Below are 25,398 nucleotides of genomic sequence, written 5' to 3' on the forward strand. Positions count from 1 at the left end.
CCCGTCATGCCCCCGACACGCCGAAACGCGCGGCCAGTGTGGCGCGTTGCGCACGGACGAACTCCGCCGTGACCACCGCTCCGTGACCCGGCACGTACAGCGCGTCCTCCCCGCCCAGCGCGAGCAGCCGGTCCAGGGCCGCCGGCCACTGCCGGGGCACCGCGTCCGGGCCCGCCGAGGGCTCGCCCGACTCCTCCACCAGGTCCCCGCAGAACACCGTCTCCCGCTCACCCGGGACGAAGACGGCCAGGTCGTGGGCGGTGTGGCCGGGCCCGACATTGGCCAGCAGCACCTGGAGCTCGCCCAGGTCCAGGGTCCACTCGCCCGAGACCCCGTGCCGGGGCACCGCCAGCAGGTCCGCCGCCTCGGCCGCCTCCGCCTCCGCGAGGCCGTGCCGGACGGCGTCCGCGCGCAGCTCCTCGCGGCCCGAGGAGAGCAGCGCGTCCAGGCCGACCGCGCCGAAGACCTCCGCCCCGGCGAAGGCCGCACCGCCCATCACATGATCGAAATGGCCGTGCGTGAATGCGAGATGGGTCACTCGCCGGCCGGTCAGCCGCTCCGCCTCGGCCCGCACCGCGGCCCCCTCGCGGACGCAGGAACCGGGGTCGACGAGGAGCACCGAGGCGTCCCCCACCACCAGTCCCACCGTGCAGTCCCACACCGGGAGGCGCCGCCGCCCGGTCCTTCCGGTCAGCCGTTCCCAGCCCGCCTCTTCCCAACGCACGTCCATGCCGCGACGCTACCCTGGCGGGCCTCCCTTGCCAGGGGCTCACCGCCCGGCCGTACACTGAGCGGGGGATCTCTGGCACTCGAACATCCAGAGTGCCAACGAACGCCAGAACACGTCGGAACGCGGCAGAAGACGGCCACAGACACAGCTGGAGGTGTGCGCGATGCTCAGCGAACGCAGACTCGAAGTGCTGCGCGCCATCGTCCAGGACTACGTCGGGACGGAGGAGCCGGTCGGCTCCAAGGCGCTCACCGAGCGGCACCGGCTCGGCGTCTCGCCCGCCACCGTGCGCAACGACATGGCCGTGCTGGAGGAGGAGGGCTACATCGCCCAGCCCCACACCAGCGCCGGCCGGATCCCCACCGACAAGGGCTACCGCCTCTTCGTGGACCGGCTGGCGGGGGTCAAGCCCCTGTCGACGCCCGAGCGGCGGGCCATCCAGAACTTCCTCGACGGCGCCGTGGACCTCGACGACGTCGTGGGCCGCACGGTGCGGCTGCTCGCGCAGCTCACCCGGCAGGTCGCCGTCGTCCAGTACCCGAGCCTGACCCGGTCGACCGTCCGGCACGTGGAGCTGCTGTCGCTGGCTCCCGCGCGCCTGATGCTCGTACTGATCACGGACACCGGGCGGGTGGAGCAGCGGCTGATCGACTGCCCCAGCCCCTTCGGTGAGGCGTCGCTCTCGGACCTGCGGGCGCGGCTCAACAGCCGGGTCGTCGGCAGGCGCTTCACCGATGTGCCGCCGCTCGTCCAGGACCTCCCCGAGTCCTTCGACGCGGACGACCGCGGCACAGTCTCCACCGTGCTGTCGACGCTGCTCGAAACCCTGGTCGAGGAGGCGGAGGAGCGGCTGATGATCGGCGGTACCGCCAATCTCACGCGCTTCGGACACGATTTCCCCCTGACGATCAGGCCGGTGCTGGAGGCGCTGGAGGAGCAGGTCGTGCTCCTCAAGCTGCTCGGCGAGGCCAACGAGTCGGGGATGGCCGTACGGATCGGGCACGAGAACGCCTACGAGGGGCTGAACTCCACGTCGGTCGTCTCGGTCGGTTACGGTTCGGGCGGCGAAACAGTCGCCAAACTCGGCGTGGTCGGACCGACCCGCATGGACTACCCCGGAACGATGGGAGCGGTACGCGCAGTGGCACGTTACGTCGGACAGATCCTGGCGGAGTCGTAAGTGGCCACCGACTACTACGCCGTACTCGGCGTGCGCCGCGACGCATCGCAGGACGAGATCAAGAAGGCGTTCCGGCGGCTCGCGCGCGAGCTGCACCCGGATGTGAACCCTGATCCCAAGACGCAGGAGCGTTTCAAGGAGATCAACGCCGCCTACGAGGTGCTGTCGGACCCGCAGAAGAAGCAGGTCTACGACCTCGGCGGCGACCCGCTGTCCGCCTCCGGCGGTGGCGGCGGCGCGGGCGGCTTCGGTGCGGGCGGCTTCGGCAACTTCTCCGACATCATGGACGCCTTCTTCGGCCAGGCGTCCCAGCGCGGCCCGCGCTCGCGCACCCGGCGCGGGCAGGACGCCATGATCCGCCTGGACCTGGAGCTGGACGAGGCGGCCTTCGGGACCACCAAGGACATCCAGGTCGACACGGCCGTGGTCTGCAACACCTGCTCCGGCGAGGGCGCCGCCCCCGGCACCTCGGCGCAGACATGTGACATGTGCCGCGGCCGCGGTGAGGTCTCGCAGGTCACCCGCTCCTTCCTGGGCCAGGTCATGACCTCGCGCCCCTGCCCGCAGTGCCAGGGCTTCGGCACCGTGGTCCCGACCCCGTGCCACGAGTGCGCGGGCGACGGCCGGGTCCGCTCCCGCCGCAGCCTGACGGTCAAGATCCCCGCGGGCGTCGAGAACGGCACCCGGATCCAGCTCTCGGGCGAGGGCGAGGTCGGCCCCGGCGGCGGCCCCGCCGGCGACCTGTACGTGGAGATCCACGAGCTGGCGCACCCGACCTTCCAGCGGCGCGGGGACGACCTGCACTGCACGGTCACCATCCCGATGACCGCGGCCGCCCTCGGCACCAAATGCCCGCTGGAGACGCTGGACGGCCTGGAGGAGATCGACATCCGGCCCGGCACCGGCTCCGGGCAGGCGATCCCGCTGCACGGGCGCGGCGTCACCCACCTGCGCGGCGGCGGGCGCGGCGACCTGATCGTGCACGTCGAGGTCACCACCCCGGGCAAGCTGGACGCCCAGCAGGAGGAGCTGCTGCGCCAGCTGGCGAAGCTGCGCGGCGAGGAGCGGCCCATGGGCCAGTTTGCGCCGGGCCAGCAGGGGCTGTTCAGCCGCCTCAAGGACGCGTTCAACGGCCGCTGACCGGCGGACGCAGCGCATACGGAGCCCGGTCCGGGCAGTCCCCGGACCGGGCTCCGCGCATGTTCCGGACGGGCTCCGCGGCTGCCGCCGGGAGCGGCCCGTGCCGGGCCGATTGCGGTGATTCGGCCCCCTGAGCGGGACATGGCACGATGCAGTCCATGTCCACCGCACCGAACGGTCTCTCCCGGTACCCGATCGTGCAGGCTCCCATGGCGGGCGGTGCCTCCTGCCCGCCGCTCGCCGCGGCCGTGTGCGAGGCCGGCGCCCTGGGCTTCCTGGCCGGCGGCTACAAGACCGCCGAGGGGATGTACGAGGAGATCAAGCAGGTGCGCGCGCTCACCCGGCACCCCTTCGGCGTCAACCTCTTCCTGCCGCAGACCGGGTACGTGGACCCGGCCGCCGTGGAGGCGTACCGCGGGCAGCTGGCCGGTGAGGCCAGCTGGTACGAGATCTCGCTCGCCGAGGAGGACATCATCGGCACCAGCGACGACGGCTACGACGCCAAGCTCGCCATCCTCCTGGAGGACCCGGTCCCGGTGGTCTCCTTCACCTTCGGCTGTCCCGCCTCCGCCTCGCTGGCCGCCCTGCGCAAGGCCGGTACGTACACCGTGGTCACGGTGACCTCCGCCGAGGAGGCCCGGACCGCCCAGCGGGCCGGCGCCGACGCCGTCTGCGTCCAGGGCGTCGAGGCCGGCGGCCACCAGGGCACCCACCGGGACGACCCGCAGATCGACGGCACGGCCGCCGTGGGACTGCTCGCGCTGGTGGCGCAGGTACGGGAGGCCGTGGCGCTCCCGATCATCGCGGCGGGCGGGGTCATGCGGGGCGCGCAGATCGCCGCCCTGCTGGCCGCGGGCGCGGTGGCGGCGCAGCTCGGGACGGCCTTCCTGGCCTGCCCCGAGTCGGGGGCGGACCCCGTGCACAAGAGGGCGCTGACGGACCCGCTGTTCGTCCGGACCGAGCTGACCCGGGCCTTCTCCGGGCGGCCGGCCCGGGGCCTGGTGAACCGCTTCATGCGCGAGCACGGCCCCTACGCCCCGGCCGCCTACCCGCAGGTGCACCACCTCACCTCACCCCTGCGCAAGGCGGCCGCCGCGGCCGGGGACCCGCAGGGCATGGCCCTGTGGGCGGGCCAGGGGCACCGGCTGGCGCGGGCGCTGCCGGCGGCGCAGCTGATGGAGGTGCTGGCGGCGGAACTGGCCGAGGCGCAGAGGGTGTTGAAGGAAACGGAAATGAGGAGTGCGTCATGACGGCCCCGGTGTTCGTGGTGGAAGAGGTCCCCGCGGGGGCGGCGTACGTGCTGGACGGCCCGGAGGGCCGGCACGCGGTGTCGGTGAAGCGGCTGAACCCGGGCGAGGCGCTGGTGCTCACGGACGGCCGGGGCGGCTGGGCGGAGGCCGTCGTGACGGCGGCCGAGGGCAAGGACCGGCTGGTCGTGGCGGTGTCCGCGGCGGGCGAGGAGCCGGAGCCGGGGGTGCGGATCACGGTGGTCCAGGCCCTGCCCAAGGGGGACCGCGGGGAACTGGCGGTCGAGACGATGACCGAGACCGGGGTGGACGCGATCGTGCCCTGGCAGGCTTCGCGCTGCATCACCCAGTGGCGCGGCGAGCGCGGGGCGAAGTCCCTGGCCAAGTGGCGGGCCACGGCCCGGGAGGCGGGCAAGCAGTCCCGCCGGGTCCGCTTCCCCGAGGTGGCCGAGGCGATGTCCACCAAGCAGGTGGCGGCGCTGCTGGCGGAGGCCGACCTCGCGATGGTGCTGCACGAGGACCGCGACACCCCCTCGCAGGCGCTGGCCACGGCGGAACTGCCCGCCTCCGGGCAGGTCGTCCTGGTGGTCGGCCCGGAAGGGGGCGTCTCCCCGGAGGAGCTGGCCGTCTTCGCCGCCGCGGGTGCCCACCCGTACCGGCTGGGCCGTTCCGTGCTGCGGACCTCCACCGCCGGGACGGCGGCCACCGCGGTGCTGCTGGCCCGGACGGGGCGCTGGGCCTGACGGGAGTGGGCGGGGCGGGCGGGCGAGCCGGGCGGGCGGGCGAGCCGGGCGGGCGAGCCGGGCGGGCGGGCGAGCCGGGCGGGCGAGCCGGGCGGGCTGGGCGGCCCGGGCGGCAATACCCGCTCGCGGCGGGCGGCCGGCTGGATACGATGCCCGGAACGATCACCATCACGGGAGGCGCGGCTATGGCCGGGGAACCGCAGGCGGACTGCCTGTTCTGCAAGATCGTCGAGGGGGCCGTCCCCGCGACGGTGGTCCGCGAGTCGGAGACGACCATCGCCTTCCGGGACATCAACCCGCAGGCGCCCACGCACGTGCTCGTCATCCCCAAGGCGCACTACCCGGACGCGGCCTCGCTGGCCGCCGCCGAGCCGGGCATCGCCGCCGACATACTGCGTGAGGCCGCCCGGGTCGCCGCCGACGAGAAGATCGTCGAGCACGGCTACCGGATCGTCTTCAACACCGGCGCGGGCGCCGGGCAGACCGTCTTCCACGCCCACGCGCACGTCCTCGGTGGCCGCGGCCTCCAGTGGCCCCCGGGATAGCACGTGTCCACACGCGAGTTCGTGGTGCTGGGCACCGCCAGCCAGGTGCCCACCCGCCACCGCAACCACAACGGCTACCTCCTGCGCTGGGACGGCGAGGGCATCCTCTTCGACCCGGGCGAGGGCACCCAGCGCCAGATGCTGCGCGCCGGGGTGGCCGCGCACGACATCGACCGGATCTGCGTCACCCACTTCCACGGTGACCACAGCCTCGGCCTCGCCGGGGTGATCCAGCGGATCAACCTCGACCAGGTCCCGCACCCGGTCACCGCGCACTACCCGGCCTCCGGGCAGCAGTTCTTCGACCGCCTCCGGTACGCCACCGCCTACCGGGAGACCGTCCCGCTGCGCGAGGAACCGGTCTCCGCCGATGGGCCGCTGGCGCGCGGGGCCTCGTACGTCCTGGAGGCCCGGCTGCTCTCGCACCCGGTGGAGTCCTTCGGCTACCGGATCACCGAGCCCGACGGGCGTCGGATGGTGCCCGAGCTGCTCGCGCGGCACGGCATCACCGGGCCCGACGTGGGCCGCATCCAGCGCGAGGGCCGGCTCGGGGACGTGAGCCTGGAGCAGGTCAGCGAGGCCCGGCCGGGCCAGAGCTTCGCCTTCGTCATGGACACCCGGCTCTGCCCCGGCGTGGACGCGCTCGCGCAGGGCTGCGACATGCTGGTGATCGAGTCCACCTTCCTCGACGAGGACGAACGGCTCGCCACCGACCACGGCCACCTCACCGCCGGACAGGCGGCCCGGGTGGCACGGGACGCGGGCGTCCGGCACCTGGTGCTGACCCACTTCTCGCAGCGCTACACCGACCCCTCCGAGTTCGAGCGGCAGGCGCGCGCCGCGGGCTACGAGGGCGAGCTGACCATCGCCGCGGACCTGGTCCGGGTGCCGGTGCCCAAGCGGGCCTGACGGGCGGGGCCGGGGCCCGGACCCGGCGCCGCCCGCAGGGCCTTTACGGGGTGATCTGCGCCACACTGGGTTCTGGTCCTGGCCGGAGTGGGAAAACCTGGCAGCTTTCCACCGAAGAGACGGCCCTTCGAGATCGCCAGGGGAGTACACCGTGACCAGTCGGGACTTCGACAGCCGCCCCGCCCCCGCCGTGGACCCGCTCGGTCCGCTCCGGGACCCCGAGGAACCGGGCTGCGACGTCTTCCTGACCGGAACCGTCTTCCTCGACATCATCTTCACCGGCCTGGACTCGGCGCCCGTCCGCGGTACGGAGTCCTGGGCGCGCGGCATGGGCTCCAGCCCCGGCGGCGTCGCCAACATGGCCACCGCCCTCTCCCGGCTCGGCCTGCGCACCTCCCTGGCCGCCGCCTTCGGCGACGACCACTACGGCGAGTACTGCTGGGACGCCCTGGAGCAGGGCGAGGGCATCGACCTGTCCATGTCGCGGACCGTCCCCGGCTGGCACAGCCCCGTCACGGTCTCCATGGCCTACGAGGGCGAGCGCACGATGGTCTCGCACGGCCACGAGGCCCCTCCGCCGGCGGGCCCCGGGCCCTTCCCGCAGTGCCCGCCGCGCGCCCGCGCGGCCGTGGCCTCGCTGGCGCCCGGCCGGGGCGAGGAGTGGATCGCCGAGGCGGCCCGGCGCGGCTCGCGGATCTTCGCGGACGTCGGCTGGGACGAGAGCGGCCGCTGGGACCTGGCGGCCCTGGCCGACCTGGACCACTGCGAGGCGTTCCTGCCGAACGCCGGCGAGGCGATGCGCTACACCCGCACCGACTGTCCCCGGAAGGCGGCCCGGGCCCTGGCGGAGAAGGTGCCGATCGCGGTGGTGACCATGGGCGCGGAGGGCTCGTACGCCGTCGACGGGCACACCGGGGAGACCGCCCACGTCCCCGGGATCGCCGTGGAGGCCCTGGACCCCACCGGGGCGGGCGACGTGTACGTGGCGGGCTTCCTCACCGGCACCCTGGCGGGCTGGCCCCTCGCGGACCGGCTGGCCTTCGCGGGGCTCACGGCGGCCCTGTCGGTGCAGGAGTTCGGCGGCTCCCTCTCGGCCCCCGGCTGGCCCGAGGTGGCCCACTGGTGGGGGGCCGCCCCGCAGGCGCTGCGCGGCCGGTACGCCTTCCTGGACGAGCTGATCCCCCCGGCCGCCACCCCGGCCGCGCGGCGCAGGGCCGTACCGACGATCGGCTTCCGGCACTCCGCGTGACCGGCTCCCGCACGGCCCCCCGGGCGGGAAAACCTCTCGGGGAAGGCGCGGCGGCGACGTACGCTTGGTACTCCGGAGGTCGTCGATCGGCGCGGCCCCTCAGCAGGAGGTATGTGCAGGCCCCAGTGCCGGCCCATGACTCAGACATCGACAGCCCACATCCCCGCGCCGGGGCAGGCGCGAGCCCACTTCACCGTGCCGGCCAGCCACCCGATGGTGACGGTCCTCGGCTCGGGCGACGCCCTGTTGCGCGTGATCGAGAAGGCTTTCCCGAAGGCCGACATCCATGTTCGGGGCAACCAGGTCAGCGCGATCGGAGAGGCGGCGGAGGTCGCCCTCATCCAGCGACTGTTCGACGAGATGATGCTGGTGCTCCGCACCGGGCAACCGATGACGGAGGACGCAGTGGAACGCTCGATCGCCATGCTCAAGGCGAGCGGCAACGGAAACGGGCCGGAGGAGACCCCGGCCGAGGTGCTCACCCAGAACATCCTCTCCAGCCGCGGCCGGACCATCCGCCCCAAGACCCTCAACCAGAAGCGGTACGTCGACGCGATCGACAAGAACACGATCGTCTTCGGCATCGGCCCCGCCGGTACCGGAAAGACCTACCTGGCCATGGCCAAGGCGGTCCAGGCCCTCCAGTCCAAGCAGGTCAGCCGGATCATCCTGACCCGGCCCGCCGTCGAGGCGGGGGAGCGGCTGGGCTTCCTGCCCGGCACCCTCTTCGACAAGATCGACCCCTACCTGCGCCCGCTGTACGACGCGCTGCACGACATGCTCGACCCCGACTCGATCCCGCGGCTCATGGCGGCGGGCACCATCGAGGTCGCCCCGCTGGCGTACATGAGGGGTCGCACCCTGAACGACGCCTTCGTGGTGCTCGACGAGGCGCAGAACACCACCACCGAGCAGATGAAGATGTTCCTCACCCGGCTCGGCTTCGACTCGAAGATCGTGATCACGGGTGACATCACCCAGATCGACCTGCCGGGCGGCGCCCGCAGCGGTCTGCGCCAGGTCCAGGACATCCTGGACGGGGTGCCGGACATCCACTTCTCCCGGCTCACGTCCGAGGATGTCGTCCGGCACAAGCTGGTCGGCCGTATCGTCGACGCGTACGAGAAGTACGACGACGGCCAGCAGGCCGCGAACGGCCCCCAGCGGAAGTAGACCCCAGCGCACCATGTCGATCGACGTCAACAACGAGTCCGGAACCGAGGTCGACGAGCAGGCGATCCTCGACATCGCCCGTTACGCGCTCACCCGGATGCGGATCCACCCGCTCTCCGAACTGTCCGTCATCGTCATCGACGAGGACGCCATGGAGCAGCTCCACATCCAGTGGATGGACCTGCCCGGCCCGACCGACGTCATGTCCTTCCCGATGGACGAGCTCCGTCCGCCGTCGAAGGACGAGGAGGAGCCCCCGCAGGGGCTCCTCGGTGACATCGTGCTCTGCCCCGAGGTCGCCAAGAAGCAGGGCGAGGAAGCCCCGACGCAGCACTCCATGGACGAGGAGCTCCAGCTCCTGACCGTCCACGGGGTGCTGCACCTGCTCGGCTACGACCACGAGGAGCCGGACGAGAAGGCCGAGATGTTCGGGCTCCAGGCGGCCATCGTCGACGGCTGGCGCGGTGAACGCGGCCTGACCGGCCCGTCCCCGGCCCCGACGGTCTCGTGAACGCCGCCCAACTGATCACCGGAGCCGTGCTGCTGGTGGTGGTGGCCTGGTTCGCCGCCTGCGCGGAGTCCGGTATCGCCCGCATCTCGATCTTCCGCGCCGAGCAGGCCGTACGGGAGGGCCGGCGCGGCAGCGAGAAGCTCGCGCAGGTCGCCGGGGACCCCACCCGCTACCTGAACGTGGCCCTGCTGGTCCGCGTCACCTGCGAGATGGCGGCGGGGGTGCTCGTCACTTACGTCTGCCTCGACGAGTTCGGCGAGAACTGGACCGCGCTGCTCGTCGCCATCGCCGTGATGGTGCTGGTCTCCTTCGTCGCCGTGGGCGTCTCCCCGCGCACGATCGGCCGCCAGCACCCGCTGAACACCGCGACGGCGGCCGCGTACGTCCTCGTACCGCTGGCCCGGATCATGGGGCCGGTCCCGCAGCTGCTGATCCTCGTCGGCAACGCGCTCACGCCCGGCAAAGGCTTCCGGAAGGGGCCGTTCGCCTCCGAGGCGGAGCTGCGCGCGATGGTGGACCTCGCGGAGAAGGAATCGCTGATCGAGGACGACGAGCGGCGGATGGTGCACCAGGTCTTCGAGCTCGGGGACACCCTCGTGCGCGAGGTGATGGTGCCGCGCACCGACCTGGTCTGCATCGAGCGCTACAAGACGGTCCGTCAGGCGACCACGCTGGCGCTGCGGTCCGGCTTCTCGCGGATCCCGGTGACCGGGGAGAACGAGGACGACATCGTCGGGATCGTCTACCTCAAGGACCTGGTCCGCAAGACGCACATCAGCCGGGAGGCGGAGGCCGACCTCGTGTCCACGGCGATGCGGGCGGCGGTCTTCGTGCCGGACACCAAGAACGCGGGCGATCTGCTGCGCGAGATGCAGCAGGTCCGCAACCACGTGGCCGTGGTGATCGACGAGTACGGCGGCACGGCCGGCATCGTCACCATCGAGGACATCCTGGAGGAGATCGTCGGCGAGATCACCGACGAGTACGACCGGGAGCTGCCGCCCGTCGAGGACCTGGGCAAGGACAGCTACCGGGTCACCGCCCGCCTGGACATCACCGACCTCGGTGAGCTGTTCCGGGTCGAGGCGTTCGACGACGAGGACGTGGAGACGGTCGGCGGACTGCTGGCCAAGGCGCTCGGGCGGGTGCCCATCGCGGGCGCCTCGGCGCTGGTGGAGCTGCCGGACGGGCGGCCGCTGCGGCTGACGGCCGAGGCCCCGGCGGGGCGGCGGAACAAGATCGTGACCGTACTGGTGGAGCCGGTGGCCGTGGCGGAGACCGCGGGGGAGGAGGGGGAATGACCCCGGGCGAGCTGCGGGAATTCTGTCTGGGCTTCAACGCGGCGGTGGAGGAGTTCCCCTTCACCCCGGAGACCTCGGTGTTCAAGGTGCTGGGGAAGGTGTTCGCGCTGTCGGCGCTGGACGCGGAGCCGCTGCGGATCAACCTCAAGTGCGAGCCGGAGCAGGCGGTGCGGCTGCGGGAGGAGCACGCGGGGGTGGCGCCGGGCTACCACATGAACAAGCGGCACTGGAACACGGTGACGGCGGGCGGGCCGGACGCGGTGCCGGACGCGGTGCTGCGGGAGCTGGTGGAGGACAGCTACGACCTGGTGGTCGCGGGGCTCCCGAAGGCGGAGCGGCTGCGGCTCGACCGGGCGTGACGGGCTCCTTATGCTTCGGCCATGAGCGAGAGCAGCGGGATCGACCCTGAGGACAGCAAGATCATCACGTTGGCGCGCAGCGCGCGGGCGCGGAACGGGGTGCCGGAGGGGGCGGCCGTGCGGGACGAGACGGGCCGCACGTATGTCGCGGGGACGGTGGAGCTGGAATCGCTCTCGCTGAGCGCGTTGCGGACGGCGGTGGCGATGGCGGTGGCGAGTGGGGCGCGGTCGCTGGAGGCGGCGGCGGTCGTCACCTCGGCGGACGCGCCTGCCGAGGCGGACCGCGCGGCCGTCCGGGACCTGGGCGGCCCCACGACCCCGATCCTCCTGGCCACCCCGGACGGCACCCTCCACTCGACCACCCCGGCGGGGGCGTAGCCCTTTCACCCCACGCCGGCCACCTCCGGGCAATTCCAGCCTCGCCGGCGTTTGAGGCGCGGGTCCGGGCAGAGCCCGGTGCCCGGCGGAGCCGGATTCCTGGGGCTCCGCCCCAGACCCCGCGCCTCAAACGCCGGCGAGGCTGAAAGATGCCGGGCTGAAGGTGGCCCGGGCCCGGGCGGACGCGCGGCGGGTTTGCCCCCGCATGGGCGGTCCGTGGGGCTCGGGGTGGCCGTAGTCGGGGCGGCTGGTCGGTGGGGCGGGGTGGATCGGGGAGAATGGCCCGTATGAGCGATCGTTCCCCCGAGTCCACCGCCCCGCACCGTGCGGGCTTCGCCTGCTTCGTCGGCCGCCCCAACGCCGGGAAGTCGACCCTCACCAACGCACTCGTGGGCACGAAGGTCGCGATCACCTCCAACCGGCCGCAGACCACCCGCCACACCGTGCGCGGCATCGTGCACCGCCCCGACGCCCAGCTCGTCCTCGTCGACACGCCCGGCCTGCACAAGCCGCGCACCCTGCTCGGCGAGCGGCTGAACGACGTCGTGCGCACCACCTGGGCCGAGGTCGACGTCATCGGCTTCTGCCTGCCCGCCGACCAGAAGCTCGGCCCCGGCGACAAGTTCATCGCCAAGGAGCTCGCGGGGATCAAGAAGACCCCCAAGATCGCCATCGTGACCAAGACCGACCTGGTCGAGTCCAAGGCCCTGGCCGAGCAGCTGCTCGCCATCCACCAGCTCGGCGCCGAGCTGGGCATCGAGTGGGCCGAGATCGTCCCCGTCTCGGCGGTCGGCGACACCCAGGTCCAGCTGCTGGCCGACCTCATCGCACCGCTGCTGCCCGAGAGCCCCCCGCTCTACCCGGAGGGCGACCTCACCGACGAGCCCGAGATGGTCATGGTCGCGGAGCTGATCCGCGAGGCCGCGCTGGAGGGCGTACGGGACGAGCTCCCGCACTCCATCGCCGTCGTCGTCGAGGAGATGATCCCCCGGGAGAACCGGCCGGCGGACCGCCCGCTGCTGGACATCCACGCGAACGTCTACATCGAGCGGCCCAGCCAGAAGGGCATCATCATCGGCCCGAAGGGCTCCCGGCTCAAGGAGGTCGGGATGAAGTCGCGCAAGCACATCGAGGCGCTGCTCGGGACCCCGGTCTTCCTCGACCTGCACGTGAAGGTCGCGAAGGACTGGCAGCGGGATCCCAAGCAGCTGCGCAAGCTCGGTTTCTGAGCCCTCCCCCTCCGCCCGAGGGTCAGGCGGCCCGCCGCACCGTCAGGACGTTGTCCGGGCGGGTCGCCGGCCGGCCCTCGGGGTCGGTCATCGGCTGGACGATTTCCGCCGCGGTGAGCACCTGCCAGCCGCCCTCGGGCAGCTCCAGCTGCTCCAGCACCTCCTGCGGGGTCGGGAAGTGGATGTCCGCGAGGGCCTCCGGGTTCCAGGAGGGGCCGCCCGCGTGGCCGACCACCAGCAGCACCCCGCCGGGGGCCACCGCGGCGGCGGCCCGGCGCAGGATGCGGTCCCTCGGGAAATCGCCGTAGCTGTGCAGGAAGCACGCCGAGACGAGGTCGAACTCGCCCTCGGGGAACGACTGCGAGAAGTCGTGCCGCTGCCAGTCCACCAGCTCCTCCACGCCCGCCTCCGCGGCGTGCTCGGCCGCCCGGCCGAGGGCCACCTTCGAGATGTCGGTGGCGGTGACCCGCCAGCCCCGGCGGGCCAGCCAGACGGTGTCGCCGCCCTCCCCGCAGCCGAGGTCGAGGGCCCGGCCGGGGGTGAGGTCCTGGGCCTCGCGGACCAGCAGGTCGTTGGGCCTGCCGCTCCAGATGCGGGCCTGCTCGCTGTAGCGCTCGTCCCAGAACTGCTCGCCCCCGGGGGCGGGGCCGTCCGTGGCCGCGCCGGCGTGCGGCTCGTGCTGGTGCGCGTGGTCGTGGTCGTGCTGGGGCATCGGGGTCTCCTCCGGTCCGTGGCTCGGTGACCCGATGCTCCGCCCGGCCCGGCCTTCCCGGCAAACCTTGTTGCCGGTCCGGCAAACCCGCCGCTGCCGCTCCGCCGCTACTCCGCCGCGGCCGGCGGTTCCGCGATCAGGGCCGTCGCGATCCGGCGGAAGCCGGCCCGGGCGTAGACACGGGCCACGTCCTCGTCCCCGGCCGAGAGGAACACCGTACGGGCACCCCGCGCGCGGGCCTCGGCCACGAGAGCCGCGGTCACGCCCAGGGCCAGGCCCTGGCGGCGGGCCGAGGGGAGGGTGCCGATGCCGACCACCTCCGCGACCTCCCCGACCGGGTTGTACATGCCCGAGCAGAGCACCACACCGTCGCGCACGGCCGCGGCCATGCCCGAGGTGCCCGCGGCCAGCTTCGCCGCGACACTCGCCCGGTGGGACTCCAGCGAGGGGTCCGCCAGCGCGGCCGCCAGCTCCGCCGGTCCGGCCTCGCCCAGCGCGGTCCCCGGGTCCGCGAAGGCCAGGGCGGGCACGGTCACCGCGGCCGCCAGCAGCGGGTCGTCCGCGCCGATCAGCCGGACCTCGGGATGCGGGGGCAGCTCCCCGGAGCCCTCCAGCACCATCAGCGGATGGGCGTGGACGTGCAGGCCCGCGGCCTCCGCGGCGGCGCGGAGCGAGGGGCTGTTCTCGGCCACCCACTCGAAGGCTTCGGGCAGCCCCAGCTCCCGCTGGCGGGCCCGTACCCGCTCCACATCGGCGGCGGTGGCGGCGGGGCCGCCGAGCGCGGGCCGCGCGTAGTACGGCCAGCCCGCGCCCTCCTGGACGAACAGGGTCAGCGGACCGAAGTCCTCCGCGCGGGCCCCGCCCACCCGCGGCACCGTGTCGTAGTACTGCTCCAGCTCGGCCAGGGTCGTGTCGATCATGCGATTGGTCATCCGGTCATCCAAGCAAAAGCGCTCTGCTCAGGCACCTTCTTTCAGGACCCGTGAGATCAGGGCCCGTTGGGCCTCCGACAGCCCCGGCTCCTGGCAGGACACCGTCCGGCCGTCCACCGTGATCCGGTACGAGAAGCCGTCCCGTACGTGGTCCGCCGGATCGTCCGGCGGGCCGGGCCGCAGCGCGAGCCGGGCCAGGGCCTGCCACTCCGCCGCGTCCGGCCGGCCCGAGGTGTCCACCTCGGCCCGGCGCTCGATGCCCGCGAAGCCGCCTGTTCTGATCACCTGGATGCGCATGGGGACCGTCCTACCCCGCGAGCGGGACGCCCACCGCCGACCACGCCTTCTGGAGCGCCTGGTGCTCGGCGCCGCCCTCCCCGTAGCGGGCGACGGCCGCCGCCGTGGAGAGCCGGGCGAAGTCCGCGAAGTCGGCCTTGGGGGTGAGGTCGCCGCCGGTGAGGGTGTCGTACCAGATCTGCCCGGCCCGCTCCCACGCCTTGCCGCCCAGCTCGGTGGCGGCGATGTAGAAGGCGTGGTTCGGGATGCCGGAGTTGATGTGGACCCCGCCGTTGTCGCTGTGGGTGTCGACGTAGTCGTCCATGGTCGCGGGCTGCGGGTCCTTGCCCAGCTCGTCGTCGTCGTACGCGGTGCCCGGCGCCTTCATGGAGCGCAGCGCGACCCCGGTCACGTTCGGGCCGAGCAGCCCGGCGCCGATCAGCCAGTCGGCCTGGTCGGCGGTCTGCTCCAGGGAGTACTGCTTGATCAGGGAGCCGAAGACGTCCGACATGGACTCGTTGAGGGCGCCGGACTGGCCGCGGTAGCGCAGGTTCGCGGTGTACTGGGTGACGCCGTGGGTCAGCTCGTGGCCGATGACGTCGACGGAGACGGTGAAGTCGAGGAAGAGGTCCCCGTCCCCGTCGCCGAAGACCATCTGCTGTCCGTCCCAGAAGGCGTTGTTGTAGTCCTCGCCGTAGTGGACGGTGGCGTCCAGGGGGAGGCCGGAGTCGTCGATGGAGCGGCGTCCGAAGCCCTTGAGGAAGAGGTCGTAGGTGGCCCCGAGCCCGGCGTAGGCGCGGTTGACGGTGGCGTCCCCGCCCGCCGGGTCGCCCTCGCCGCGGACCCTGGTCCCGGGCAGCCGGGTGCGGTGCTGGGCGTCGTACACGGTCCGGTCCGGGCCCTCGGCGGGCGGGGCGGCGAGGGTGGGGACGATGCCGCGGACGGCGGTGACCCGGCGCCGGGTGCGCAGCATGGAGTCGCGTTCCAGGGTGCGCTGGGCGAGATCGGCGCGCCGGCTGTCGGCGGAGAGGGCGGCCTTGTCGAGCAGGTGCGGGGGCACGACGGTGCAGAAGACGGGGTGGCGGTGGGTGTGGGAGGCGTCCATGCCCGGCAATGTGGCAGCGGGTCACGGGTCTGTCACTACCTGCGACCATGATTCATTCGGTTGTCTGAAAGCGGCGGCGGCGCGTTGACGGATCCTCCTGACCCGCCGGTATCGAAGAGGTTCTAGCTCGCAAAAGGTGTAAATAGGACCACGGGGTCTTGCATACTGAAACGGGTCCTCGCGTGACGGCGCGGCTCGGCTAGGCTCGGTCCATCATGCGTTTCGGGCTGCTTCTCCTTAGCTGCCGCGGCGAGGGTCTGTAGTCGTAGGCCGGCCCCCTCCCCGCGGAGTTCGGTGTTGCGGAATTGCACGACCGCCGTCGGCCGTCCCAGAGAACCAGCGCGGACACGCGAGGAGCCCAGCGCCATGAGTCAGCAGCCTTTTGTCGGTCGCCCCACGCCCATCACCAACGCGACCCACACCCAGAAGTCCTCCGGGATGCCGGTCCACAAGTACGGCCGGTACGAGCAGGTGGACATCCCGGACCGCACCTGGCCCGACGCCCGCGTCACCCGGGCCCCCCGCTGGCTGTCCACCGACCTGCGCGACGGCAACCAGTCGCTGATCGACCCGATGACCCCCGCCCGCAAGCGCGAGATGTTCGACCTGCTGGTGCGCATGGGCTACAAGGAGATCGAGGTCGGCTTCCCCTCCTCCGGCGACACCGACTTCGCCTTCGTGCGCTCCATCATCGAAGAGGGCGCGATCCCGGACGACGTCACCATCTCCGTACTGACCCAGGCCCGCGAGGACCTGATCGAGCGGACCGTGGAGTCCCTGGTCGGCGCCAGGCGGGCCACCGTGCACCTGTACAACGCGACCGCCCCGACCTTCCGCCGGGTCGTCTTCCGCGGCTCCAAGGAGCAGATCAAGCAGATCGCCGTCGACGGCACCCGTCTGGTCATGGAGTACGCCGAGAAGCTGCTGGGCCCCGAGACCACCTTCGGCTACCAGTACAGCCCGGAGATCTTCACCGACACCGAGCTGGACTTCGCCCTGGAGGTCTGCGAGGCCGTCTGCGACGTCTGGCAGCCGGCCGAGGGCCGCGAGATCATCCTGAACCTGCCCGCGACCGTCGAGCGTTCCACGCCGTCCACCCACGCGGACCGCTTCGAGTGGATGGCCCGCAACCTGACCCGCCGCGAGCACATCTGCATCTCCGTCCACCCGCACAACGACCGCGGCACCGCCGTCGCCGCCGCCGAGCTGGCCCTGATGGCCGGCGCCGACCGCATCGAGGGCTGCCTGTTCGGGCAGGGCGAGCGCACCGGCAACGTGGACCTGATCACCCTGGGCATGAACCTGTTCTCGCAGGGCATCGACCCGCAGATCGACTTCTCGCAGATCGACGAGATCCGCCGCACCAGCGAGTACTGCAACCAGATGCCGGTCCACCCGCGCCACCCCTACGCGGGCGACCTGGTCTACACCGCCTTCTCCGGCTCCCACCAGGACGCCATCAAGAAGGGCTTCGACGCCATGGAGGCCGACGCGGCCGCCGCCGGCAAGACCGTGGACGACATCGAGTGGGCCGTGCCCTACCTGCCCATCGACCCCAAGGACGTCGGCCGCTCCTACGAGGCGGTCATCCGGGTCAACTCGCAGTCCGGCAAGGGCGGCGTCGCCTACGTCCTCAAGAACGACCACAAGCTGGACCTGCCGCGCCGCATGCAGATCGAGTTCTCGCGGATCATCCAGGCCAAGACCGACGCCGAGGGCGGCGAGGTCACGCCGAAGGCGATCTGGGAGATCTTCTCCGACGAGTACCTGCCCAACCCCGAGAACGCCGCCGCACAGTGGGGCCGGATCCAGCTGCGCTCGGGCTCCACGGCCACCGACAAGGACGGTACGGACACGCTGACCGTCGAGGCGGTCGTGGACGGCGTGGACACGGTCCTGAACGGCACCGGCAACGGCCCGATCTCCGCCTTCTTCGACGCGCTGGCCGGCATCGGCATCGACGCCCGCCTGCTGGACTACACCGAGCACACCATGAGCGAGGGCGCCTCCGCCGTGGCCGCCTCGTACATCGAGTGCGCGATCGACGGCCGGGTCCTGTGGGGCATCGGCATCGACGCCAACACCACGCGTGCCTCGCTGAAGGCCGTGATCTCCGCGGTGAACCGCGCCGGCCGCTGACCGCCCGGCGCGAGCGCGTTCCGGACCCTGTCCCTCCACCCGGAGGGGCGGGGTCCCGCCGTTCCGGGCGCGCCGGTTCCGCGTACACCCGAAAGGGGGATCACCCCGGTGTCCGCCACGGCCGCGCGGAGGCGTCCGTACCGCTGCGGGCCGGGGGTGCAGATCGGCCAACTCCCGGGCGGCGGCCAGGTTGTCCTGTCACACGACTGACGCATCCTCACCGATGTGGCTAACATCACGCCCACCCGGCGATGCTGCCGGACGACCACGGAGGTGCGACGTGCTGCCAGTTCGGGGTGGGGACGGCCGGAAGCTGACGGTCTGGGGCATCCGTACCACCTGGAGCACCGTGGGCGACGGGGAGTTCTTCTGCCCCGACTGCGGGGGCGACCGCAACTACCGCAGGCGCACCGGACGCCGCCGGTTCACCGTGCTCGGGGTGCCGCTGCTGCCGCGCGGCCAGGCCGGGCCCGTCGTGGAGTGCCACGGCTGCCGGGAGCGCTTCGGCACCGACGTCCTCGACCACCTCACCACCACCCGGTTCACGGCGATGCTGCGCGACGCCGTGCACACGGTGGCGCTGGCCGTGCTCACCGCGGGCGGGACGGCCTCGCGCAGCGCGCTGGAGGCCGCCGTGGGAGCCGTACGGGCGGCGGGCTTCCAGGACTGCACGGAGGAGCAGCTGGAGTCCCTGGTGGAGGCGCTGTCCACGGACGAGGGCCGGCTCGGGCTGTACGACATCCCCGAGTGCTGCGGGGCCGCCCTGTCGATCGAGCTGCACGAGGCCCTGAAGCCGCTGGCCCCGCACCTGGCAGGACCGGGCCGGGAGTCGGTCCTGCTCCAGGGGGCCCGGATCGCCCTCGCGGACGGGCCGTACATCCCGGCGGAGCGCGAGGTGCTGGCCACCGTCGGCGCGGCGCTGCGGATCGGCGCGGACGAGGTGGCGCGGCTGCTGTCGGCGGTGCGCGCGCCCTGAGGCGCCGCTCCTCCGGCCGGGGGCCCGTCGCCCCGCACGCGGTGCGGGACAATGGGCCCCATGAGTCTGTTCCGCGACGACGGCATCGTGCTGCGCACCCAGAAGCTGGGCGAGGCGGACCGCATCATCACGCTGCTGACCCGCGGGCACGGCCGGGTGCGGGCCGTCGCCCGCGGGGTGCGGCGTACCAAGTCCAAGTTCGGCGCCCGGCTGGAACCTTTCTCCCACGCCGACGTGCAGTTCTTCGCCCGCGGCAACGACCTGGTCGGCCGCAGCCTGCCGCTGTGCACGCAGACCGAGATCATCGCCCCGTACGGCAACGGCATCGTCACCGACTACGCCCGCTACACCGCCGGCACCGCCATGCTGGAGACCGCCGAGCGGTTCACCGAGAACGAGGGCGAGCCCTCCGTGCAGCAGTACCTGCTGCTCGTCGGGGGCCTGCGCACCCTCTCGCGCGGCGAGCACGAGCCGCACCTCATCCTCGACGCCTTCCTGCTGCGCTCCCTCGCCGTCAACGGCTACGCGCCCAGCTTCGAGGACTGCGCGAAATGCGGCATCCACGGGCCGAACCGGCACTTCTCCGTCGCCGCGGGCGGGGTGATATGCGGGGACTGCCGGGTGCCGGGCAGCGTCGTACCCTCGTCGGAGGCCATCGCCCTGCTCAGCGCGCTGCTGACGGGCGACTGGGGGTACGCCGACGCGTGCGCGCCGCGCCATGTGCGGGAGGGCAGCGGGCTGGTCTCCGCCTACTTGCACTGGCATCTGGAGCGCGGGCTACGCTCCTTGCGATACGTCGAGAAATAGGAGCTGGGCACATGGCACGACGCGGGATTCTGGGACGCTCTCGCCGGGAGTACAAGGTTCCCGAGCCGCACCCCTCCGGTGCGGTCCCGCCGAAGATCCCCGGCGAGCTGGTCCCGAACCACGTCGCCGTCGTCATGGACGGCAACGGCCGCTGGGCGAAGGATCGCGGTCTGCCGCGCACCGAGGGGCACAAGGTCGGCGAGGGCGTCGTCCTGGACGTGCTCAAGGGCTGCCTGGAGATGGGCGTCAAGAACCTCTCCCTGTACGCCTTCTCGACGGAGAACTGGAAGCGCTCGCCCGACGAGGTCCGCTTCCTCATGAACTTCAACCGGGACGTCATCCGCCGCCGCCGCGACGAGATGAACGAGCTGGGCATCCGCATCCGCTGGGTCGGCCGCATGCCGAAGATGTGGAAGTCGGTGGTCCAGGAGCTCCAGGTCGCGCAGGAGCAGACCGTCGACAACGACGCGATGACCTTGTACTTCTGCGTGAACTACGGCGGCCGCGCGGAGATCGCCGACGCGGCGCAGGCCATCGCCCGGGACGTGGCGGCGGGCCGGCTCGACCCCTCGAAGGTCAACGAGAAGACCTTCGCCAAGTACATCTACTACCCGGACATGCCGGACGTGGACCTCTTCCTGCGCCCGAGCGGGGAGCAGCGTACGTCGAACTACCTGATCTGGCAGAGCGCGTACGCCGAGATGGTCTTCCAGGACGTGCTGTGGCCGGACTTCGACCGGCGCGACCTGTGGCAGGCGTGCCTGGAGTACGCCCAGCGCGACCGCCGCTTCGGCGGGGCCGTCCCGAACCAGCCGGAGCCGGGCGCCTCGGCTTGAGGCCGCCGCGGCGCGGGCGGGGGTCCGGCAGGGCCTCCGGTCCGCGGCGCGGGCTGTGCGCGGGTCAGCCCGTGGCGGCGCAGTCCGCGCAGGTGCCGAAGATCTCCACGGTGTGCGCGACGTTCACGAAGCCGTGCTCGGCGGCGATCGACTCCGCCCACTTCTCCACGGCCGGGCCCTCCACCTCGACCGCCTTGCCGCACTTGCGGCAGACCAGGTGGTGGTGGTGGTCGCCGGTGGAGCAGCGGCGGTAGACGGACTCGCCGTCGCTGGTGCGCAGGACGTCGACCTCGCCGGCGTCCGCGAGCGACTGCAGGGTGCGGTAGACGGTGGTCAGGCCCACGGAGTCGCCACGGTGCTTGAGCATGTCGTGGAGCTCCTGGGCGCTGCGGAACTCGTCCACCTCGTCCAGCGCCGCCGCCACCGCGGCCCGCTGACGGGTGGATCGTCCTCGTACTGGCGCGGTATTCGTCTCGCCAGGCGCAGTCGCCACCGGTTCCTCCTCGTATCGGCCTGCCGCCATTGTGCCAGGCGGCCCGACCCTAGACCTTTACGTCGTCCCGCGTGCACACCTCTTCGGCCACGCGGGCCGCCGCGGCGCGGCGCCGGGCCAGGGGGGCGGAAAGGGCCGTCATCACCATGAAGACGCCGATGGCCAGGAGCACGATGGTCGCGCCGGAGGGGGCGTCGATGTAGTACGTGGTGACGGTGCCGGAGAGGGAGACCGCGAGGGCGATCGCCATGGCCAGGGACAGGGTGGCGGTGAACCCGCGGGTGACGCGCTGGGCGGCCGCGACCGGGATCACCATCATGGCGCTGACCAGCAGCAGGCCCACGATGCGCATCGCGACGGTGACGGTGATCGCGGCGGTGATCGCGATCAGCAGGTTCAGCGCGCGCACCGGCAGGCCGGTGACCCGGGCGAACTCCTCGTCCTGGCAGACGGCGAAAAGCTGCCGTCGCAGGCCGACGGTGACGGCGAGCACGAAGGCCGTGAGGATCGCGACGGCGGTCACGTCGGAGGGGGTGACCGTGGTGATCGAGCCGAACATGGCGCTGAGGAGATCGAGGTTCGAGCCGCCCCCGACGTTGATGATCATGACGCCGCCCGCGAGGCCCCCGTAGAAGAGCATGGCGAGCGCGACGTCGCCGCTGGTCTTCCCGCGGGAGCGGATGAACTCCATGCCGACCGCACCGAGGACGGCGACCAGGGTGGCCATCCACACCGGGCTGGTGTGCAGGACGAAGCCCAGCGCGACACCGGTCATGGCCACATGGCCGAGGCCGTCGCCCATGACGGCCTGGCGGCGCTGCACGAGGTACGTGCCGATCGCGGGCGCGGTGACGCCCACCAGCGCGGCGGCGATCAGCGCGCGCACCATCAGGGGGGATTCGAGGAGTTCCATCAGCTCAGCAGTCCCGTCCGCAGGGGCTCGGCGTCGTGCGCCGCGTGGGGGTGTACGTGGTCGTGGCCGGGCAGGGCGTGCTGGCCGACCGCCTCCGGCGGCGGGCCGTCGTGGACGACGCAGCCGTCGCGCAGGACGACGGCGCGGTCGATCAGGGGCTCCAGCGGGCCCAGTTCGTGCAGGACGAGCAGGACGGTGGTGCCGGCGGCGGTCTGCTCGCGGACGGCGTTCGCGAGGACCTCCTGGTTGGCGAGGTCGATGCCGGCCATCGGCTCGTCCATGATCAGGAGTTCGGGCTCCACCGAGAGCGCGCGGGCGATGAGCACGCGCTGGTGCTGGCCGCCGGAGAGGGCGTTGACCGAGGCGTCCGCGTACGCGTCCATGCCGACGAGCGCGAGAGCCCGATCGACGGCGGCCCGGTCGGCCTTGCGGGGGAAACCGAAGCGGGAGCGGGCCAGCCGGCCGGAGGAGACGACCTCGCGGACGGTGGCCGGGACCCCGCTGGCCGCGGTGGTGCGCTGCGGGACGTAGCCGATGCGCGACCAGTCGCGGAAGCGCTTGAACTCGGTGCCGAAGAGGGAGAGGGTGCCGTCGGTCAGCGGGACCTGGCCGACCACGGCGCGCACGGCCGTGGACTTGCCGGAGCCGTTGGCGCCGAGCAGCGCGACGACCTCGCCGCGGTGGACGGTCAGGTCGACCCCGCGCAGCACGGGGCGCGAGCCGAGCGAGGCGGTGGCCCCGCGCAGGGATATGACGGGCTGGTCCGCTGCCTGCGGCGGCGTGGACTGCATGGTTCGCGCCTCCGTTGCTGCTGTCATCTACTTGGCTCCCAGCGCCTTCTGGAGGTTCTTGAGGTTGGACCGCATGACCTCGAAGTAGTCGGCGCCCTGGGACTTGTCGGTGATTCCTTCGAGCGGGTCGAGGACATCGGTCTTCAGGCCGGTGTCCGAGGCGAGCGCCTTGGCCGTCTTGTCGCTGGCCAGGGTCTCGAAGAACACGGTGGAGACATTCTCCTGCTTGGCGAAGGTCTGGAGTTCGCGCATGCGGGCCGGGCTGGGCTCGGACTCGGGGTCGACGCCGGAGATGCTCTCCTGGTCCAGGCCGTAGCGCTCGGCGAGGTAGCCGAAGGCGGAGTGGGTGGTGATGAAGGTCTTGGAGGCCGTGTTCTTGAGGCCGTCCTTGAACTCGCCGTCGAGGGCGGTCAGCCGGCCGACGACGTCGTCGGTGTTCTTGCGGTAGTCCGCCGCGTGGCCGGGGTCGGCCTTTTCCAGGGCGGCGCCGACGCCGCGGGCGATCTCGGCGTACTTGGCGGGGTCGAGCCAGACGTGCGGGTCCTCGCCGGCCTCGCCGTGGGAGTGGCCCTCGTGGGAGCCGTCGGCGGCGCTCTCGTGGCTGTCGTGGCCCTCGTGCGCGGTGTGCTCGTCGCCGTCCTGGTGGGCGTGGCCCTCCTCGCCGTGGGCGGGCTCGGCGCCGTGGTCGTGGCCGGAGCCGCCGTGGTTCTCCAGCCGGGTGAGGGTGGCGGCGTCGACGGTGTTCTTCACGCCGGACTGGGCGACGGCCTTGTCGACGGCGGGCTGGAGCTTCTTGAGGTAGAGGACCACGTCGGCGGCGGAGAGCTGGACGGCCTGGCGCGGGGTGATCTCCAGGTCGTGCGGTTCGACGCCCGGCTTGGTGAGGGTGGTGACCTTCACGTGGTCCTTGCCGATCTGCTCGGCCAGGTACTGGAGGGGATAGAAGGACGCCGTCACGCCGAGCTTGCCGTCCTCGCCGCCGGCGGCGCTCGCTCTGGAGCAGCCGGTCAGGGCCGTGGCGCCGAGGGCGACGGCGCCGGCGAGGGCGGCGCTGGGTATGAGGCGTCGTACGTTCATGACATCCATTTTCATCAAAGATGGAAACGATTGTCAAAAACCCAGGTGGGAGGCCCGTGCGGGCAGGCGTGGAACGGGAACCGATTTGAAAGAGGGGGTGCGGGCGCCGGTAACCTGGTGACTTCGCCGTTCGTCCTCGTAATGAAGAGAGCACCGTGGCCGCCGACAAGATCGACACCATCGTCAGCCTGAGCAAGCGCCGTGGCTTCGTTTTCCCCTGCAGTGAGATCTACGGCGGCTCCAAGGCCGCCTGGGATTACGGTCCGCTGGGTGTCGAGCTCAAGGAGAACATCAAGCGCCAGTGGTGGAAGGCCATGGTCACCGGGCGTGAGGATGTCGTCGGTCTCGACTCCTCCGTGATCCTCGCCCCCGAGGTCTGGGTGGCCTCCGGCCACGTCGCCACGTTCTCGGACCCGCTGACCGAGTGCACCTCCTGCCACAAGCGCCACCGCGCCGACCACCTGGAAGAGGCGTACGAGGCCAAGCACGGCCGCGTGCCCGCCAATGGCCTGGCCGACATCAACTGCCCCAACTGCGGTGTGAAGGGCCAGTTCACCGAGCCCAAGCAGTTCTCCGGCATGCTGGAGACCCACCTCGGCCCGACCCAGGACACCGGCTCCAAGGCGTACCTGCGCCCCGAGACCGCGCAGGGCATCTTCACGCAGTTCGCCCAGGTCCAGGTCACCTCGCGCAAGAAGCCGCCCTTCGGCATCGCGCAGATGGGCAAGTCCTTCCGCAACGAGATCACGCCGGGCAACTTCATCTTCCGCACCCGCGAGTTCGAGCAGATGGAGATGGAGTTCTTCGTCAAGCCCGGCGAGGACGAGCAGTGGCAGGAGTACTGGATGCAGGAGCGGTGGAACTGGTACCGCGACCTCGGCATCCGCGAGGAGAACATCCGCTGGTACGAGCACCCGAAGGAGAAGCTGTCCCACTACTCGAAGCGCACCGCCGACATCGAGTACCGCTTCAACTTCGGCGGCAGTGAGTTCTCCGAGCTGGAGGGCGTCGCCAACCGCACGGACTACGACCTCAAGGCGCACTCCGCGGCCTCCGGCCAGGACCTCCGCTTCTTCGACCAGGAGGCGGGCGAGCACTACACGCCGTTCGTCATCGAGCCCGCGGCCGGTGTGAACCGCGCCATGCTCGCCTTCATGCTCGACGCGTACAACGAGGACGAGGCCCCCAACGCCAAGGGCGTCATGGAGAAGCGCACCGTGATGCGCCTCGACCCGCGCCTGGCCCCGGTCAAGGTCGCCGTCCTGCCGCTGTCCCGCAACGCGCAGCTGTCGCCGAAGGCCAAGGGCCTCGCCGCCGACCTGCGCAAGTTCTGGAACATCGAGTTCGACGACGCCGGCGCCATCGGCCGCCGCTACCGCCGCCAGGACGAGATCGGTACGCCGTTCTGCGTCACCGTCGACTTCGACACCCTGGACGACAACGCGGTGACCGTGCGCGAGCGCGACACCATGAAGCAGGAGCGCGTCTCCCTGGACCAGATCCAGAGCTACCTCGGCAGCCGCCTCCTCGGCTGCTGACCGCCTCCCGCAGCAGGCCGGTGGCCCGGCGCGCCCACCACCGCGATGGTGATGCCCGCCTTCTCGTCCGTGAAGGTCTCGCCCGGCCGGAACGGCGCGTCCGACAGCT

27 protein-coding genes are annotated in these 25,398 nt (G+C 72.0%); 18 read left to right on the forward strand and 9 right to left on the reverse strand.

All coding sequences use genetic code 11. From position 1 onward, the window contains the following. Positions 1-4: 4 nt before the first annotated feature. Positions 5-730 (reverse strand): MBL fold metallo-hydrolase, encoded by a 726-nt coding sequence (locus ABZ873_RS23235; protein WP_360875285.1) that lies wholly within the window; start codon positions 728-730, stop codon positions 5-7. Positions 731-893: 163 nt separating this feature from the next. On the opposite strand from ABZ873_RS23235, the gene hrcA reads away from it, so the two are divergent. The 13 genes from hrcA to era all read left to right on the forward strand — a co-directional run bounded on the left by hrcA (position 894) and on the right by era (position 12,694). Next, the gene (gene hrcA / locus ABZ873_RS23240) at positions 894-1,910 is read left to right on the forward strand and encodes a heat-inducible transcriptional repressor HrcA (RefSeq protein ID WP_360875287.1); all 1,017 of its coding nucleotides are present in this window, start codon (positions 894-896) and stop codon (positions 1,908-1,910) included. Next, the gene (gene dnaJ / locus ABZ873_RS23245; protein ID WP_360875288.1) at positions 1,911-3,050 is read left to right on the forward strand and encodes a molecular chaperone DnaJ; all 1,140 of its coding nucleotides are present in this window, start codon (positions 1,911-1,913) and stop codon (positions 3,048-3,050) included. Between the two features lie 158 nt (positions 3,051-3,208). Then, a complete protein-coding gene (locus tag ABZ873_RS23250) occupies positions 3,209-4,300 on the forward strand; it encodes a nitronate monooxygenase (RefSeq protein WP_360875290.1) in 1,092 nt (363 codons plus the stop codon). Then, on the forward strand, positions 4,297-5,040 hold the full coding sequence (locus tag ABZ873_RS23255) for a 16S rRNA (uracil(1498)-N(3))-methyltransferase (protein WP_360875292.1): 744 nt from the start codon (positions 4,297-4,299) through the stop codon (positions 5,038-5,040). Before ABZ873_RS23250 ends, ABZ873_RS23255 begins: the two co-directional genes overlap by 4 nt. A gap of 185 nt (positions 5,041-5,225) precedes the next feature. Further along, entirely contained in the window at positions 5,226-5,585 is a 360-nt protein-coding gene (locus ABZ873_RS23260; protein WP_360875294.1) for a histidine triad nucleotide-binding protein, read from the forward strand. 3 nt (positions 5,586-5,588) lie between these two features. After that, positions 5,589-6,494, forward strand: a complete 906-nt coding sequence (locus ABZ873_RS23265) for a ribonuclease Z (RefSeq protein WP_360875296.1) — start codon at positions 5,589-5,591, stop codon at positions 6,492-6,494. A 151-nt stretch (positions 6,495-6,645) separates the two neighbouring features. Next, positions 6,646-7,743 (forward strand): PfkB family carbohydrate kinase, encoded by a 1,098-nt coding sequence (locus tag ABZ873_RS23270; protein WP_360875298.1) that lies wholly within the window; start codon positions 6,646-6,648, stop codon positions 7,741-7,743. A gap of 135 nt (positions 7,744-7,878) precedes the next feature. Beyond that, positions 7,879-8,916 (forward strand): PhoH family protein, encoded by a 1,038-nt coding sequence (locus tag ABZ873_RS23275; protein WP_360875300.1) that lies wholly within the window; start codon positions 7,879-7,881, stop codon positions 8,914-8,916. 13 nt (positions 8,917-8,929) lie between these two features. Continuing rightward, entirely contained in the window at positions 8,930-9,427 is a 498-nt protein-coding gene (gene ybeY / locus ABZ873_RS23280; RefSeq protein ID WP_351000001.1) for an rRNA maturation RNase YbeY, read from the forward strand. After that, positions 9,424-10,728, forward strand: coding sequence for a hemolysin family protein (locus ABZ873_RS23285; RefSeq protein ID WP_360875302.1), 1,305 nt, complete (start codon positions 9,424-9,426; stop codon positions 10,726-10,728). The genes ybeY and ABZ873_RS23285 overlap by 4 nt, the downstream gene beginning before the upstream one ends. Next, a complete protein-coding gene (locus tag ABZ873_RS23290; RefSeq protein ID WP_360875304.1) occupies positions 10,725-11,087 on the forward strand; it encodes an MmcQ/YjbR family DNA-binding protein in 363 nt (120 codons plus the stop codon). Before ABZ873_RS23285 ends, ABZ873_RS23290 begins: the two co-directional genes overlap by 4 nt. 21 nt (positions 11,088-11,108) lie before the next feature. Continuing rightward, entirely contained in the window at positions 11,109-11,465 is a 357-nt protein-coding gene (locus ABZ873_RS23295; protein ID WP_360875306.1) for a cytidine deaminase, read from the forward strand. A 287-nt stretch (positions 11,466-11,752) separates the two neighbouring features. Next, on the forward strand, positions 11,753-12,694 hold the full coding sequence (gene era, locus ABZ873_RS23300) for a GTPase Era (protein WP_360875308.1): 942 nt from the start codon (positions 11,753-11,755) through the stop codon (positions 12,692-12,694). A 22-nt stretch (positions 12,695-12,716) separates the two neighbouring features. Here the strand turns inward: era and ABZ873_RS23305 are convergent, their stop codons facing one another. The 4 genes from ABZ873_RS23305 to ABZ873_RS23320 form a co-directional block, all read right to left on the reverse strand. Beyond that, positions 12,717-13,406, reverse strand: coding sequence for a class I SAM-dependent methyltransferase (locus tag ABZ873_RS23305; RefSeq protein ID WP_360875310.1), 690 nt, complete (start codon positions 13,404-13,406; stop codon positions 12,717-12,719). Positions 13,407-13,513: 107 nt separating this feature from the next. Continuing rightward, entirely contained in the window at positions 13,514-14,338 is an 825-nt protein-coding gene (locus ABZ873_RS23310) for a GNAT family N-acetyltransferase (protein ID WP_360875312.1), read from the reverse strand. A gap of 27 nt (positions 14,339-14,365) precedes the next feature. Beyond that, positions 14,366-14,635 (reverse strand): protealysin inhibitor emfourin, encoded by a 270-nt coding sequence (locus ABZ873_RS23315; RefSeq protein WP_360875314.1) that lies wholly within the window; start codon positions 14,633-14,635, stop codon positions 14,366-14,368. A 10-nt stretch (positions 14,636-14,645) separates the two neighbouring features. Beyond that, positions 14,646-15,719 carry a M4 family metallopeptidase gene (locus ABZ873_RS23320; protein WP_360875316.1) on the reverse strand — a complete coding sequence of 358 codons (1,074 nt, stop codon included), beginning with the start codon at positions 15,717-15,719 and terminating at the stop codon, positions 14,646-14,648. 366 nt (positions 15,720-16,085) lie between these two features. Here ABZ873_RS23320 and leuA point away from each other — a divergent pair, with 366 nt between their 5' ends. The 4 genes from leuA (at position 16,086) to ABZ873_RS23340 (ending at position 20,477) form a co-directional block, all read left to right on the forward strand. Further along, a complete protein-coding gene (leuA, locus tag ABZ873_RS23325; RefSeq protein WP_360875318.1) occupies positions 16,086-17,858 on the forward strand; it encodes a 2-isopropylmalate synthase in 1,773 nt (590 codons plus the stop codon). Positions 17,859-18,138: 280 nt separating this feature from the next. Then, positions 18,139-18,834, forward strand: a complete 696-nt coding sequence (locus ABZ873_RS23330) for a TerB family tellurite resistance protein (protein WP_360875320.1) — start codon at positions 18,139-18,141, stop codon at positions 18,832-18,834. 60 nt (positions 18,835-18,894) lie between these two features. Beyond that, entirely contained in the window at positions 18,895-19,641 is a 747-nt protein-coding gene (gene recO / locus ABZ873_RS23335; protein ID WP_360875322.1) for a DNA repair protein RecO, read from the forward strand. 11 nt (positions 19,642-19,652) lie between these two features. Then, complete coding sequence (locus ABZ873_RS23340; RefSeq protein ID WP_360875324.1) at positions 19,653-20,477, forward strand: isoprenyl transferase; 825 nt, start codon at positions 19,653-19,655, stop codon at positions 20,475-20,477. 64 nt (positions 20,478-20,541) lie between these two features. Here ABZ873_RS23340 and ABZ873_RS23345 read toward each other — a convergent pair whose 3' ends face one another. From ABZ873_RS23345 to ABZ873_RS23360, 4 genes are read right to left on the reverse strand one after another with little or no spacing between them, the layout of a single operon-like run. Next, complete coding sequence (locus ABZ873_RS23345) at positions 20,542-20,970, reverse strand: transcriptional repressor (RefSeq protein WP_360875326.1); 429 nt, start codon at positions 20,968-20,970, stop codon at positions 20,542-20,544. A gap of 49 nt (positions 20,971-21,019) precedes the next feature. Next, positions 21,020-21,883: a metal ABC transporter permease gene (locus ABZ873_RS23350; protein ID WP_360875328.1), complete on the reverse strand. Its 864-nt coding sequence runs from the start codon at positions 21,881-21,883 to the stop codon at positions 21,020-21,022. After that, positions 21,883-22,674, reverse strand: coding sequence for a metal ABC transporter ATP-binding protein (locus tag ABZ873_RS23355; protein WP_360875330.1), 792 nt, complete (start codon positions 22,672-22,674; stop codon positions 21,883-21,885). The genes ABZ873_RS23350 and ABZ873_RS23355 overlap by 1 nt, the downstream gene beginning before the upstream one ends. A gap of 27 nt (positions 22,675-22,701) precedes the next feature. Further along, entirely contained in the window at positions 22,702-23,751 is a 1,050-nt protein-coding gene (locus ABZ873_RS23360; RefSeq protein WP_360875332.1) for a metal ABC transporter substrate-binding protein, read from the reverse strand. Between the two features lie 155 nt (positions 23,752-23,906). Between ABZ873_RS23360 and ABZ873_RS23365 the strand changes: the two genes are divergently transcribed. Beyond that, positions 23,907-25,289 carry a glycine--tRNA ligase gene (locus ABZ873_RS23365; protein WP_360875334.1) on the forward strand — a complete coding sequence of 461 codons (1,383 nt, stop codon included), beginning with the start codon at positions 23,907-23,909 and terminating at the stop codon, positions 25,287-25,289. The last annotated feature ends 109 nt before the right edge of the window (positions 25,290-25,398 follow it).

This window comes from Streptomyces sp. NPDC047014 (assembly GCF_040644195.1).
GTDB lineage: Bacteria > Actinomycetota > Actinomycetes > Streptomycetales > Streptomycetaceae > Streptomyces.

Excerpts from the sequence above, each read along its gene's own strand:
- ABZ873_RS23290 (WP_360875304.1), top strand. The coding sequence starts at position 10,725 with ATGACCCCGGGCGAGCTGCGGGAATTCTGTCTGGGCTTCAACGCGGCG.
- ABZ873_RS23275 (WP_360875300.1), top strand. The coding sequence starts at position 7,879 with ATGACTCAGACATCGACAGCCCACATCCCCGCGCCGGGGCAGGCGCGA.
- ABZ873_RS23305 (WP_360875310.1), bottom strand. The coding sequence starts at position 13,406 with ATGCCCCAGCACGACCACGACCACGCGCACCAGCACGAGCCGCACGCC.
- era (WP_360875308.1), top strand. The coding sequence starts at position 11,753 with ATGAGCGATCGTTCCCCCGAGTCCACCGCCCCGCACCGTGCGGGCTTC.
- ABZ873_RS23355 (WP_360875330.1), bottom strand. The coding sequence starts at position 22,674 with ATGCAGTCCACGCCGCCGCAGGCAGCGGACCAGCCCGTCATATCCCTG.
- ABZ873_RS23235 (WP_360875285.1), bottom strand. The coding sequence starts at position 730 with ATGGACGTGCGTTGGGAAGAGGCGGGCTGGGAACGGCTGACCGGAAGG.
- leuA (WP_360875318.1), top strand. The coding sequence starts at position 16,086 with ATGAGTCAGCAGCCTTTTGTCGGTCGCCCCACGCCCATCACCAACGCG.
- ABZ873_RS23250 (WP_360875290.1), top strand. The coding sequence starts at position 3,209 with ATGTCCACCGCACCGAACGGTCTCTCCCGGTACCCGATCGTGCAGGCT.
- ABZ873_RS23350 (WP_360875328.1), bottom strand. The coding sequence starts at position 21,883 with ATGGAACTCCTCGAATCCCCCCTGATGGTGCGCGCGCTGATCGCCGCC.
- hrcA (WP_360875287.1), top strand. The coding sequence starts at position 894 with ATGCTCAGCGAACGCAGACTCGAAGTGCTGCGCGCCATCGTCCAGGAC.
- ABZ873_RS23320 (WP_360875316.1), bottom strand. The coding sequence starts at position 15,719 with ATGGACGCCTCCCACACCCACCGCCACCCCGTCTTCTGCACCGTCGTG.
- ABZ873_RS23255 (WP_360875292.1), top strand. The coding sequence starts at position 4,297 with ATGACGGCCCCGGTGTTCGTGGTGGAAGAGGTCCCCGCGGGGGCGGCG.
- ABZ873_RS23315 (WP_360875314.1), bottom strand. The coding sequence starts at position 14,635 with ATGCGCATCCAGGTGATCAGAACAGGCGGCTTCGCGGGCATCGAGCGC.
- recO (WP_360875322.1), top strand. The coding sequence starts at position 18,895 with ATGAGTCTGTTCCGCGACGACGGCATCGTGCTGCGCACCCAGAAGCTG.
- ABZ873_RS23310 (WP_360875312.1), bottom strand. The coding sequence starts at position 14,338 with ATGACCAATCGCATGATCGACACGACCCTGGCCGAGCTGGAGCAGTAC.
- ABZ873_RS23340 (WP_360875324.1), top strand. The coding sequence starts at position 19,653 with ATGGCACGACGCGGGATTCTGGGACGCTCTCGCCGGGAGTACAAGGTT.
- ybeY (WP_351000001.1), top strand. The coding sequence starts at position 8,930 with ATGTCGATCGACGTCAACAACGAGTCCGGAACCGAGGTCGACGAGCAG.
- ABZ873_RS23260 (WP_360875294.1), top strand. The coding sequence starts at position 5,226 with ATGGCCGGGGAACCGCAGGCGGACTGCCTGTTCTGCAAGATCGTCGAG.
- ABZ873_RS23295 (WP_360875306.1), top strand. The coding sequence starts at position 11,109 with ATGAGCGAGAGCAGCGGGATCGACCCTGAGGACAGCAAGATCATCACG.
- ABZ873_RS23360 (WP_360875332.1), bottom strand. The coding sequence starts at position 23,751 with ATGAACGTACGACGCCTCATACCCAGCGCCGCCCTCGCCGGCGCCGTC.